General features: G+C 66.3%; 11 protein-coding genes and 2 pseudogenes. 6 read left to right on the top strand and 7 right to left on the bottom strand.

Annotated elements, in window-relative coordinates; translation table 11 throughout:
• Nucleotides 1-97: 97 nt before the first annotated feature.
• The 4 genes from AC1DCF_RS11195 to AC1DCF_RS11180 form a co-directional block, all read right to left on the bottom strand.
• On the bottom strand, nt 98-1,903 hold the full coding sequence (locus tag AC1DCF_RS11195) for a SulP family inorganic anion transporter (protein WP_477211085.1): 1,806 nt from the start codon (nt 1,901-1,903) through the stop codon (nt 98-100).
• Nucleotides 1,904-1,992: 89 nt separating this feature from the next.
• Nucleotides 1,993-2,736 (bottom strand): hemerythrin domain-containing protein, encoded by a 744-nt coding sequence (locus tag AC1DCF_RS11190; protein ID WP_477211084.1) that lies wholly within the window; start codon nt 2,734-2,736, stop codon nt 1,993-1,995.
• A 207-nt stretch (nt 2,737-2,943) separates the two neighbouring features.
• Nucleotides 2,944-3,324 (bottom strand): hypothetical protein, encoded by a 381-nt coding sequence (locus AC1DCF_RS11185; RefSeq protein ID WP_477211083.1) that lies wholly within the window; start codon nt 3,322-3,324, stop codon nt 2,944-2,946.
• A 122-nt stretch (nt 3,325-3,446) separates the two neighbouring features.
• Nucleotides 3,447-4,883, bottom strand: a complete 1,437-nt coding sequence (locus AC1DCF_RS11180) for a Na+/H+ antiporter NhaC family protein (RefSeq protein ID WP_477211082.1) — start codon at nt 4,881-4,883, stop codon at nt 3,447-3,449.
• A gap of 318 nt (nt 4,884-5,201) precedes the next feature.
• Here AC1DCF_RS11180 and AC1DCF_RS11175 point away from each other — a divergent pair, with 318 nt between their 5' ends.
• The 5 genes from AC1DCF_RS11175 to AC1DCF_RS11155 are packed head-to-tail and all read left to right on the top strand — an operon-like array spanning nt 5,202 to nt 9,825.
• A complete protein-coding gene (locus AC1DCF_RS11175; RefSeq protein ID WP_441790025.1) occupies nt 5,202-5,738 on the top strand; it encodes a helix-turn-helix domain-containing protein in 537 nt (178 codons plus the stop codon).
• A 10-nt stretch (nt 5,739-5,748) separates the two neighbouring features.
• Nucleotides 5,749-6,678, top strand: a complete 930-nt coding sequence (locus tag AC1DCF_RS11170) for a dihydrodipicolinate synthase family protein (RefSeq protein WP_477211081.1) — start codon at nt 5,749-5,751, stop codon at nt 6,676-6,678.
• 16 nt (nt 6,679-6,694) lie between these two features.
• The gene (locus AC1DCF_RS11165; protein WP_477211080.1) at nt 6,695-7,894 is read left to right on the top strand and encodes an NAD(P)/FAD-dependent oxidoreductase; all 1,200 of its coding nucleotides are present in this window, start codon (nt 6,695-6,697) and stop codon (nt 7,892-7,894) included.
• Nucleotides 7,887-8,249: a (2Fe-2S)-binding protein gene (locus tag AC1DCF_RS11160; RefSeq protein WP_477211079.1), complete on the top strand. Its 363-nt coding sequence runs from the start codon at nt 7,887-7,889 to the stop codon at nt 8,247-8,249. The genes AC1DCF_RS11165 and AC1DCF_RS11160 overlap by 8 nt, the downstream gene beginning before the upstream one ends.
• A 1-nt stretch (nt 8,250) precedes the next feature.
• Entirely contained in the window at nt 8,251-9,825 is a 1,575-nt protein-coding gene (locus tag AC1DCF_RS11155; protein WP_477211078.1) for an FAD/NAD(P)-dependent oxidoreductase, read from the top strand.
• A 107-nt stretch (nt 9,826-9,932) separates the two neighbouring features.
• Here the strand turns inward: AC1DCF_RS11155 and AC1DCF_RS11150 are convergent.
• Nucleotides 9,933-10,705, bottom strand: a pseudogene (locus tag AC1DCF_RS11150) (SulP family inorganic anion transporter).
• A 104-nt stretch (nt 10,706-10,809) separates the two neighbouring features.
• Here AC1DCF_RS11150 and AC1DCF_RS11145 point away from each other — a divergent pair.
• Nucleotides 10,810-11,801, top strand: a pseudogene (locus AC1DCF_RS11145) (IS481 family transposase).
• Here AC1DCF_RS11145 and AC1DCF_RS11140 read toward each other — a convergent pair.
• Nucleotides 11,772-11,972 (bottom strand): hypothetical protein, encoded by a 201-nt coding sequence (locus tag AC1DCF_RS11140; protein WP_477211077.1) that lies wholly within the window; start codon nt 11,970-11,972, stop codon nt 11,772-11,774. The pseudogene AC1DCF_RS11145 and the gene AC1DCF_RS11140 sit on opposite strands and share 30 nt — an antisense overlap.
• Before the next feature lie 32 nt (nt 11,973-12,004).
• Entirely contained in the window at nt 12,005-12,505 is a 501-nt protein-coding gene (locus tag AC1DCF_RS11135) for a hypothetical protein (protein ID WP_477211076.1), read from the bottom strand.
• Between the last annotated feature and the right edge of the window lie 58 nt (nt 12,506-12,563).

Genomic DNA, 12,563 nt, shown 5'->3' with positions numbered 1-12,563 from the left:
ACCGGGATGGTTACGTCTGAGGGGTCAGCTCGCGAGGTCTCGAGAAACGGGCTCGCTCCGCTCGCTCGCCCTCGACCAACGAGATGGCCGAGGAAGCTCAGATCGCCCCGCCGATGTCGTCGCGCAACTCGCCGCTCGCGGCATCCACTGCGGCGCCCACGGTCGGCGCAAACCGCTCGGGCGGGAACCGGTCGCCGAGACCGAAGGCCTGCAGCTGGTCTTTCACCGGCCCTTTCATCTCCGCGAGGATGAGCGTCATCCCCCGGGAGGCAAGGTACTCGTCGAGGTCGAGCAGCTCGTCGATCGCAGTCGTGTCGATGTCGGTGATGGGTTCGGCAGCGACGATGACGGTATGGATGGGCGTGCCCGCGTGGCCGGGACCGCCTGCGCGAGAAGACTCGCCGGCGTCGGCGCCCGTGCCCCTGCCTCCGGTCTGCGCCTCCTTCTCCGCCCGCCGCACCACCGACCGCACGTAGTCGTCGAAGATGCCTCCGTTGGCAAAGAAAAGCGGGGCGTCGAAACGCACGATCACGATGCCGGGCACACGCTCGGCATCCGAATGCCGGGAACGGTCGTGGTAACCGCGCACGCCCTCAATGCGCCCGAGCTCGGCCCGGTACGGCCGCCACGCTCGGATCACGAACGCGACGAATGAGAGACCGATCGCGACGAGAATGCCCTGCAAAACGCCGACCAGAAAAACGCCGAGGAACGCGGCGATCGAGAGCAGGGCATCCGTTTTGTCGAATCGCCACAATCGCGCCAAGCCCGAGATGTCGAGCAGGCCCGCCGCGGCGACCATGACCACGGCGCCGAGGGTCGCCGACGGCAGATAGCCGGTGACGCCGGGGGCCAGGAGCATGAAAAGTACAAGAACCAGCGCGCCGACGACATTCGTCAGTTGCGACCGCGCACCGGCCTGCTCAGCGACGGGCGTGCGCGAAGCGGAGGCGGAGACCGGGAAACCACCGAGGAACCCGCCCCCGATGTTGGCGAGGCCGAGGCCAGCCATCTCCTGGCTGCCATTCACGGTATCGCCGCGGCGAGCGGCGAGCGTGCGGGACAGCACGCCGGTGTCAGCGAAGGCGATGAGCGCGATACCGAGCGCCGGCCCGAGGAGGGAGCCCACGTCGGCCCAGACGAGGCCGCCGAGCGCCGGCGCGGGAAGCCCCTGCGGCATGGCACCGACAACCGGCACCACGCTTTGCAGCGAGAAGATCGCCGTGACCACGACGGATGCGACCACCGCGACGAGCACACCGGGGATGCGACCGCCGAGCACGAAACGCAACCCGATGATGACGGCGAGGGAGGCGAGTCCGAACAGCATCGCGGCCGGGTCGATGCTCCCCGCCGTGATGCTCTGCCCAATCGCGCCGATCTCCTGGATCGGGCCGGCCGCGTCGACGGAGAAGCCGAGCAGTTTGGGGATCTGCGAGATGATCACGAGCAGGGCGATGGCGTTGAGGTAGCCGACCCGGATCGGTTTGGAGAGCAGGTCGGTGACGAATCCGAGCCGGAGCAGGCCCGCGATGAGCAGGGCGAGGCCGACCATGATGCCAAGGAGTCCGGCGAGGGCGACCGCCCGTTCGGTGCTGCCGGCGGCGAGCGGCAGGATCGAGGCGGCGATGATCGGGGCGAGCGCGGAGTCGGGTCCGAGCACGAGGATGCGCGACGGGCCGAACACGGCGTAGACGAGCAGCGGCACGATCGTGGCGTACAAGCCGGTGTAGGCGGGCAGCCCGGACGCCTCCGCGTAACCCATCCCGGCGGGGATCAGCAGGAAGCTGAGCACGACGCCGGAGCGCAGGTCGGGCACCAGCCACGCGCGCTGGTAGTGCAGGGCGGTGTCGAGACCTGGGATCAGGCTGAGGGCGACGCTGCGCGTGCGGCCGGTGGGCATGTGCTCAAGATAGTCCCGACGACGATTGCTGGGTGGGCTTCCCCCGCTGACTCGTCTTCCGCCGTCGTCGAGGAGTCCCGTCCCCCCACCTACTTCACCAGCGCCGCCCGATACCGCTCATACTTCGATTTGCCGACGAGGCGCCAGATCATCCGAGCCGGCGCAGGCAGGTGCTTGTGCTGCCACTCAACGCCGCCATCCGGCTGTGCGGCGAGGATCGCGCCCAGTTGAATGAACGTCTTGCCCTTGGGCGTCGCGTGGCGACCGTGTTCGGAGAGGGCGTCGACATCCGCCGGCGCGAGCACCGTCTCCATGACGGGCACGATGTTCGTCTCCTCGTCGGGCAGGTGCACGGCGAGCGCGGCATTGATCCCGTCGAGCGCGGCGACGACGGATGGTGCCTCCGCGGCCCGACCGCTCGCCCGCCAGGCCGGCAGGCTCGCGTCGAGCTCCTTGAGGTGCACGAGCATCTCGGCGTGCTGTTGCTTCATCCGCGCGACATGCGCTGCACACGAGGGGGCCCGGCCTTCGAGGCGGTCCCACAGCATCGTGTCCTCACCTTCGTGATGAGCGTGCAACGCGATCGAGAGCATCGAGAGGTAGTCGCCGACGTTCTCAGCGTGCACGGCATCGCCCTCGGCAACCCCGCGAACGAGCGTCGGGCCTTCGCCGAACCCGGCCCGGAACATCCGGTGGATCTCGGCCATGCCGCTCGCGTCACAGGTCTTGACGCCGCCGGGGGCACTGTGCCGACCGGGTTCGCCGCTGCTGTTGGGGTCGCTGGCATCGTCGGCGGGACTGTCGCCGCTGGAAGGAAGTGCATGTGCTGGCATGGGGGCTCCGATCGTCAGAAAGCTGGCGCTGGAACCCTATTCGTGTGCCGGGCGACTGACAAGGGTTGCTCCCCCACGTCGGTGGTTGAGGAGCGCTCGACGGAGTCGGCCGTGTCTCGAAACCTCGTGAGCCAATCTCCAAACGCAACTCCGTTCAGATGTCTCGCTCACGTCGCGCGCACGCTGATGCAGAAGTGCGAGGCGGCGCTACCCGATCGCCACAACGAGACACAGCCCGGCGAGAACCACGCTCACCGGCGTCATCAGGTTGCGTTCAGGTTTGCTGCGGGAGATCCCGTTCATGAGCACGCCGAGCGCGAAGTAACCGGTGAGCACCCACATCGCGACGGTGACAAATGTCTCGCTCTGGATGAGCGACGTCAGCCCAGCTGCTTCAAGCACGATCAGTGCGAACAGCGCGTAGAGCACGATTGAGACGGCGCTGCCGATGCGCAACCGGGTGGGCAGCACCTCGTTCTGGCCGCCCCACGCGAACCGTCCCAGCGGCAGGCCGGCGATCAGCAGAATCTGGAAGATCGTGAGCAGTCCCAGGATGATGCAGATGAGCACGGCGGCAACGGATGTCATGGGGCTCATCCTAGGGAACGCGTGGCCAGCGACCGCGCCAGGCATCCGTGTGCCGCACCGGATACGCCGCAGGGGCACCCGCCGGATCACCGACGAATGCCCCTGTGAAAGAAACGCTTGAGCTAGCGCGCCGCCCCGGCGAGCTCCGGCGCGACACCGGGCTGCGACAAGTCACGGGTTCGCGACACTGCGCTGTCCGGTCCTTCGAAGCGACGCCCCCAGCCGGTGAGGATCGCGAAGATCATCACCGCCGTGAGTACCAGCGGGTAGAGCGTTCCCGTGAAGATCTGCGTGGTGCTGAGCGCCGGCACCCCGTCGTAACCGCTCGTGAGCAGAGCCGCAATAAAGAGGAACGCGCTGAGGAACGGCACAACACACGCGACACCCATCGCGAAGCAGTCCATGATGTTCGAGCGGCGGTAGGGGTGCAGGTTCATCCGCGAGCCGATCTCGTCGGCAACCGGGCCGAAGGTCATCATCGACGCCGAGTTGACCCCGCCGAACAGCAGCGTCGTCACGCTCGACCCGATGGCGATCGCCGCCTCCGCACCGCGCGGGGTGCGGGCCAGCTTGCCGCGCACCAGTGCGTCGACGACCCGGTCCAGCACGCCGGCGGCGGTGAGCACGCCCATGATTCCGAAGACCGAGATGACGAGCGCAACGGTGCCGAGCATGCTCGCAACACCACCGACGAGGAATCCGGTGGGTGCGCCATCCGTCACACCGAGTATGTCGGCCGGCACAATCAGGCCGGCGAGCAGCCCGGTGATCGTGCCGAGCACGAGACCCACCGTCACCGCCTTGAAGATGTCGCGGGTGAGGAAGGCCACAATCAGCATGATCGCGATCGGAATGAGCATGACGAGCGCCATCGGATTGGAGCTGGCGTCGAGAATGGCGGATGCGCCGCCCTTCGCTTCGCCGCCGCCACCGAAGATCAAGAAGAGAATCGCGCTGATGCCGGCGGCCAGGAGGGCGTAACGAGCGCGGGAGGAGACGACACCGGAGATGTCCGCGACGCCTTCCTTGCGACGGAAGCGCTGAGTCGATGACGAGATGATCGTGGTATCGCTGATCGGGGCCAGGTTGTCACCGAAGATTGCGCCGGAGAGGATGGCGCCGGCGAGCAGTGCCGGGTCGGCACCGAGCAGAACACCGGCCGGGTAGAAGATCGGGAATGCGGTGAACATGGTGCCGATCGACGACCCTGTGGACATCGCGACGACACAGACCGTGACGAACGCGAACAGGGTGAAGCCTGCACCGCCGATGCCCAAGGTCGTGCCGATCCAGACGAATCCGCCCGAGACGTTCGTAGCCTTGACGAGCGCCGAGAACATGCCGATCACGAGGAGGATGACGACGATCGAGACCGACGTCGGGCTGCCGATCCCGCGCATCACCGCGTCCCAGAATGCGCCGTAGTTGCGAGCGAAGACGGCACCGATCAGCAGGGCAACGATGCCGCTCATGGCGAGGGCGGTCATGTCGAACGCCTTGAAGACGACGAAGAACAGAACACAGAGCGAGAGGAAGACGGCGATGGGCACGAATGCCATCAGCCACCCTCCTCGGAAGGTCAGGCGCGGGTGCTGGGTCATACAAGTTCCTCTCGTCACTGCACTGTGAGCTCCGAGCGACAATGGCCAGGAGTGTGCACTCAGTATCCACAAGTCGAATAGAAAATGCAATACAACTGCACATCGTTTATTCTTGACCTCATCGAGCGACTGCGCTCGCGAACCTTTAAGTTCGGCCATTTTTGAGCAGTTTTGCGTCGTCTGACACGTCTTTCCGGCCTTTACGATGCTGCCCGCTGTCCATTTTCGTGCAGTTAGAGTGCACATGAGTGTGCAGCATGTGTGTAGAGTGTCGTCATGATCGGAACCAGATTGAGAGAGCTCAGAACCGCACGCGGCCTGAGTCTGCGCAGTCTCGCTGCGGAGACCGGCCTGTCGGCCACCCTGCTCAGTCAGATCGAGCGTGGGGTGACCGAACCGAGCCTCAAGTCGCTGCGCCTGGTCGCCGATGTCTTCGGCCAGTCGGTCGCGATGCTCTTCGACGAGGACGCCGTGCCGGCCGTGCATATCAGCCACGCCGGCGAACGCTCGAAGATCACCTCACCCAGGGGGCACATCCAGTATGAACGCCTGATGCCGGGCAACGCCCAGCTGGCCGTTCTGCGCGGTGTGCTCGAACCGGGTGAGTCGTCGAGTGACGAGCCGTGGTCGCACGTGGCCATCGAATGCGCCTATGTACTGACCGGCGTGCTCACCGTGATGGTCGGCGACGCCGCCCACGACGTGGTCGCCGGTGACGCGATCACGATCGATTCGCGCCAACCCCACCGCTACTGCAACACAACACACCACACGGTGGAGTTCATCCTCGCGGTGAACCCGCCCACGCCTTAGGAGGATCAGAGTGGATCGCAACTCAGTTCAGTGGACCGGATACATTCCGGCCATCACCACCCCGTTTGATGAAGAGGGTGCGCTCGACTTCGGCGCCTTCGAGACCCAGCTGGGCTGGCTCGTGGAGCAGCGCATGCACGGCGTCATTCTCGGCGGCACGACCGGCGAGTGGTTTGCCCTCAACGATGACGAGCGCGCGCAACTGTTCACCGAAGGCGCGAAGAATGTTGACGGAGCCATGTGGGTGCTCGGCGGATGCAACGCGTTCACTCAGCAGGAAGCCATCCGTCACGCGCACGCGGCCGAGAAGGCCGGCCTCGATGGAATCCTCATCACTCCCCCGCCCTACGTGGTGCCCACGCGCCGCGAGATCGTCAAGTTCTACCAGGACGTGTCGGACGCCAGCGACATCCCGATCTGCATCTACAACTGGCCGCGCGGCTGCATCGTCGACCTCGACACCGAGCTGCTCACCGAGCTGGCCGCGATCGATAACGTCGTGGCCATCAAGAACTCCACCGGTAACACCAAGGCGTTTCTCGACGGTCTCTATGCGCTCAGCGGCAGCGTGCGTTACTTCGGAATTCCGACGAGCCCGCTTGGCGCCGACCTGGTCGAGCTCGGCTACGGCGACGGCCTGATGGGCTCGGGCGCTCCGCTCGGCTCCGACCACCCCGACTTCTGGCGTGCACTCGCCGCCGGAGACAAGGCCCGTGCCCTCGAGCTCGGCGCTCGCGACCGTGTCGTGATGCAGCGCTGGTTCACGCAGGACTACGGCGCCCAGTTTGGCAACGCCCAAGCGATCATGAAGACCGCGCTGCGCCTGCAGGGTGTGCCGGCCGGTTTCGTGCGCGACCCGCTGCTCGAGCTCACCGCCGACGAGGTCAGCATCGTCGAAGAGACGCTGAACAGCCTTGGCATCGAGACCGTTTCCCTGTGATGACTGAGCACCGCTCATGACCGAACACCGCGACGTCGTCGTCGTCGGGGGTGGGCTGTTGGGCGCTGCACTCAGCTGGATGCTCGCCCGTGACGGCGTCGACGTGGCCCTGCTCGAGCGCGACCAGCTCAACCAGCATGCCTCCGGGCAGAATGCCGGCAGTCTGCATTTTCAACTCGAATACCGCATGCTCGAGCACGGCCTCGAAGCCGCCCGGCAGGCCGCCGAGGCGATGCCCCTGCACCTGGATGCGGCCCGGCTCTGGGCCTCCCTCGGCGACGAACTGGGCGAGAGCCTCGGCGTCGTGCAGAAGGGCGGGCTGATGCTCGCCGAAACGGCCGCGCAGGCCGCCGTGCTCGAGCAGAAGTCCGAGCTTGAGCGCTCGTGGGGACTCGACGTCACGCTGCTGAGCGGCGATGAGGTGCGTGAGATTGCGCCGTACCTCTCCGCTTCCGTCGTCGCCGCGGCCTACTGTCCGATCGAGGGAAAGGCCGACACCCGCACCGCGGGGCCCGCCCTCGCGCGCGGTGCCGCCCGACTGGGCGCCGACATCCGCACCCGCACGCGCGTGGTGTCGATGACCCGCGCCGGTGCGTCGTGGCTGGTCGGCATCGAAACGACCGGGCCCGACGGCACGTTGCTCAAATCGGAGATCCGCACCGAGGCCATCATTCTGGCCGGCGGCGTGTGGACCACCGAGCTCGGGGAGATGCTGGGCGCGAGCTTGCCGACAATCGCCCTGGCGCTGACCATGACGGTCACGTTGAAGACCGAGAAGTTCATTCCGCACCTGGTGCAGCACGCCGGGGCCAAGCTGTCGCTCAAGCAGTCGCTCGACGGCAACGTGCTGATCGGCGGTGGCTGGCCGGCCCGGCTGCCGGTGGATCGCCACGGCAATCCCGACCTGAACTCGCGACCGGAGTTGCTGCGCGCCTCTGTGGCCGGCAATGCGCGTGCGGCGATCGGTGTGGTTCCGCGCGTCGCCGCGCTGCCGGCCCTCCGCACCTGGGTGGGCACCACCACGGTCACGCCCGACCAGCTGCCGTTGGTGGGTTCGGTGCCCGGCTGCCCTGGCGTGTTCGTGGCCACGGGCGGCTCGGCGTTCACGCTCGGGCCGAGCTTCGCCCGGGTGCTCAGCGAGATGGTGCAGGGGCGCCCGCCGAGCATGGATCTCTCCCCCTACGACCCACGCCGCTATGGAGGTGTTCATGTCTGAGGATGTTCGTGTGACCGAGGGTGCTGTGGCTGCGAGTGCTGCATCGGCGGGTGCCGCACCGGCGGGTGCTGCTCCTGCGAGTCGCCGGTTGGACGCCCACCGCGGCGTGCCCGTCGAGTTCACCTTCAACGGTGTCGCCGTGTCGTGCTTCGAAGGTGAAACCCTGGCCACCGCGTTGCTCGCCGACGGTGTCACCGAATTCGACACCACGCGCAGCGGCGCTCCCCGCCAGCCGCTCTGCAATATGGGCACCTGTTTTGACTGTGTCGTCGTGGTCGACGGCGCTCCGCTCACCCGCTCCTGCCTGACGTATGCCGTCGACGGCATGAACGTCGAATCGTCCCGAGGTGCCTGACATGTCCGATCACGCCACGTCCTCTCCTGCTGTGTCCGCTCCCTCTGGGATGCCTCAGGCCATGTTCGATCTCGCCATCGTCGGAGCCGGCCCGGCCGGTATTGCCGCCGCCCTCGCCGCTTCGGCTGCGGGCGCCCGTGTCGTCGTGATCGAGGAGCAGCGTCGCCCCGGCGGGCAGATCTTTCGTCAGCCGCCGCGCGAGTTCGTCGGCAGCAAAGCCAAGTTCTCGGCTGGCTACCCCTGGGCTTACGATCTGCTCGACCAGGCGGATGCCGCGCCCGGCATCACTTGGAGGCACGAGAGCACCGCGTTCGGCGTCTTCCGCGACCGCGCCGACGATAGCCTGCAGGGCAACGCCGACCCGAGTCCCGAGGGAATCCAACTCGCGATCAGCGGACCGAATGGCGCCGAACGATTGCCCGTGCGCCGCCTGCTAATCGCGACCGGTGCCTACGATCTACCTGTCGCGATTCCGGGCTGGACGCTCCCCGGCGTGATGATGGCCGGTGCCGTTCAGGGGTTCATCAAGAGCCAACGTCTGCTCGTGTCGGAGCGCTTGGTGCTGGCCGGGTCGCATCCGTTGCTGCTCGTGGTCGCTGACCAGTTGCGGGCGAGTGGGGCCGACATCGCCGAGATCGCGTTCGCGCGTGGCCTGCCTTCGCTGCGCGAGGCGTTCGGTGCGCTGCCGGCGGTGCCCGGCCATACGCGTTTGTTCGCCGAAACCGGCGTCGCTGTGGCCCGACTGCTCGCGGCCGGTGTGCGCATCAGCACAAACACGATCGCAACGCGTGCGCTCGGCACCGACCGTGTCGAGGGTGCCACGCTGGCGCGCATCGACGAGGACTGGAAGATCATCGGCGCCCCGCGCTCGGTTCAGGCGTCAACCCTGGTGCTCGGCTACGGCTTTCAGGCCTCCACCGAGTTGGCGCGGCAGGCCGGCTGCACCATGCTCTACAACTCGGCCAAGGGCGGCTGGATCGTTGCGCACGATCAGAACATGGCCACGTCGAGCCCCGGCATCTATGTGGCGGGCGAGCCGACCGGGGTCGCCGGTGCGGAGCAGTCGCGGGCCGAAGGCCACTTGGCTGGGCTCGCAATTGCGCAGGACCTCGGGTTCGGTCGTGCTCGTACCCGCGCCCGCACTCGTGCCAGTGATCGAGCGGCGCCGCTGACTCAGGACTCTGACGACCTGACGAGCGCCCTGGATGCCGCCCGCAAATTCGTGCACCACGCGCAGAAGTTCTCGACGGTCGTGCAGCGCATGTTCGCGCCGAACCGCAAGGGTCTGGCCGCGCTCGCGACGCCGGAGACGATCGTCTGCCGCTGCGAGCTGGTGACTCAGGAGGACGTGTCGACGGTGCTCGCGCACAACCCGCATCTCTCCTCGGCCAGTGGCGTCAAGCTGGAGTGCCGCAGCGGGATGGGTCCGTGTCAGGGACGCTATTGCGAGACGACGGTGGCCTCGCTGGTGGCTGCAAAGCGCGGGCGTTCGATGGCGGATGTCGGCAGCTTCACGGCGCATGTGCCGGTGAAGCCGGTGCCGGTGAGTGCGCTGATGGTATTGGGTGACGAGTAGCGGCGGAAGATCCCGGAGCAGCATCCGGCGTTCAGACATCCATTGGTCAAACTATCTTCGATCGATAGTCAGTAAATGTTGATCTGGCCTCCAGGGAGCGACAACTACTAACCACCGAAGCCGACCAGAGTCCGACCGGCCGCCTCGGAGGCCGGAAAACCACTGAAGAACCCGCCGCGGATATTGGCCGGGCCAAGGCCGGCCATCTCCTGGCTGCCGTTCACTGCGTCGCTGCGGCGGGCGGCGAGCGTGCGGGAAAGCACCCCGGAGTCGGCCAAGGCGACGAGTGCGATGCCGAGTGCCGGGGTGAGCAGGGAGCCGACGTCGGCCCTGACGAGTCCGCCGAGCACCGGCGCGAGGAGCCCATGCGGTATGGCGCCGACAACCGGCACCACACTTTGTAGCGAGAAGATCGCGGTGACTACGACGGATGCAACCACACGAATCGCAACCCGATGATGACGGCGAGGGAGGCGAGCCCGAACAGAATTGCGGCCGGGTCGATACTCCCCGTCGCGATGCTCTGCGCGATCGCGCTGACCTCCTGAATCGGGCAGGCCGCGTCGACCGAGAAGCGGGCGGTTTGGGGATTCTGCGAGATGATCACGAGCAGGGCGATTGCGTTGAGGCAGCCGACTCGAATCAGTTTGGAGAGCAGGTCGGTGACGAATCCGAGCCGGAGAGGTTGGCGATGAGCAGGGCGAGGGCGACTGCCCGTTCGGTACTGCCGGTGGCGAGCGGAGGATCGAGTCGGCGATGATCGGGGCGAGCGCCGAGTCGGGCCCGAGCACGAGGATGCGCGACGGCCCGAACGCGGCGTAGACGAGCAGCGGCACGATCGTCGCGTAGAGGCCGGTCTAAGTGTATTGCCCAGGGACATTGGTTGACTCGGTGTGACGACTCGCTGTAGTCATTGACGAGAGGGTGAGGGTCTCCGGTTCACAGTGGTGTTGCTTAGACATTCGCTAAAACCAGGAGACCCTCATGTGCCACGCTAATGCTGCGCTGACCCCGCGGCACCGTTTACGCCTCGCGCGTCTGATTGTTGACGACGGGTGGCCGGTCGCGCACGCGGCCGCCTATTTCCATGTGTCCTGGCCGACTGCGAAACGGTGGGCTGATCGATACGAGTCGATGGGCTCGGACGGGATGCAGGACCGGTCCTCTCGCCCGCACCGTTCCCCGGCGAAGACGCCGCCTGCCCTCGTGCGGAAAATCGTGCATTTGCGGTGGAAGCACCGCCTCGGGCCGATTGCGATCGCGGCGAAGCTGGGCCTGTCGGCCTCGACCGTGCACGCCGTGCTGGTGCGCTGCCGACTGAATCGCCTCTCCCACGTCGACAAGCGAACCGGGGAAGTCGTCCGCCGCTACGAGCACGACAAGCCTGGCGCGATGATCCACGTCGACGTGACCAAGTTCGGCAACATTCCCGACGGCGGCGGGCACCGCTTCGTCGGCCGCCAGCAGGGCAACCGGAACCGGGCCGCCACGATCGGCGCACCACGCACCAAGAACCGCGAACCGATCATCGGGAAAGCGTTCGTGCACACCGTCATCGATGACCACTCCGCGTCGCCTACGCCGAAATCCACGAGGACGAGACCGCCGTCACGGCCGTTGGCGTGCTGAACCGGGCCGTGGCCTGGTTCGCCGACCGCGGCGTCACCGTCGAACGTGTCCTTTCCGACAACGGCTCCGCCTACAAATCCCACCTCTGGCGCGACACCTGCCACGCCCTGAACATCAAGGTCAAGAAGACCCGCCCCTATCGGCCACAAACCAACGGCAAGATCGAACGGTTCCACCGCACCATGGGCGAGGGGTGGGCGTTCAAGCGCTTCTACGCCAGCGAATCAGCCCGCCGCAACGCACTGCCGGCCTGGCTCCACGAATACAATCACCACAGGCCCCACACCGCAATCGGAGGCCAACCACCCATCAGCCGGTTAACTAACCTTGCTGGGCAGTACATCTAGGCGGGCAGCACGGAGGCCTCGGCGTAGCCCATCCCAGGCCGGGATCAGCAGGAAGCTGAGTCCGACGCCGTAGCGCAGATCGGGCACCAGCCAGGCGATCTCATAGTGCAGGGCGGCGTTGAGGCCAAGGACCGGGGTGAGGGCGAGGGTGCGGGGATTGCCGTGTGGCAAGTGGTCAAATTAACTTGGCGGCAGTCCCAACTTCAGCCTCGCCGTCGGCTTTCGTTATTGCCTTGGCGCCGAACGGATGCTGGTTCAAGCGGATGATGAGTCGAGCGGTCAACTCGAGGCTCATTGGCGACTTCAACAGCCAGTCCGTCTTCGTAAGCGGCCAGCCATGAATTGGCGTGGCGCGATCGCGAATCGCTGATGATCGCCAAAACACCCGGCAAAATGGCGAGACAGACGGCTGAGATTCCGTACTGGCTGACCACGGCCGCCAGGTCGATGCCATCGACACTCACAATGATCGTGGCGAGAATCGCCAATGCTGCGAGACCACAAGCCGCGATTCCGAATTGAGTGGCAGAGTTCAGGCAAGCGCGTTCCCTCAGCTCGCTGAGCACTTTGAGCCTGAGTGCGGGATTGGTGCGGGTGTCGTCCAGGAACTGCGTGACGTCACTGCCCAGTGGAACTCCGCCATTGCCGCGCCGCGGCATGTAGACAGCCCAAGATCGAGCTTTTTCTGGGGTGCGTCGGTCCATGAGCGGCCTTCCAATAGATTTCCTTGTACCCTCCGCAACTATCGACTCAGGCCATGCC

The sequence above is a fragment of the Leifsonia sp. 10L418 genome (genome assembly GCF_056395445.1).
Note: the sequence above shows the minus strand (reverse complement) of the source record. Positions and strands in the feature narration are given on the sequence as shown.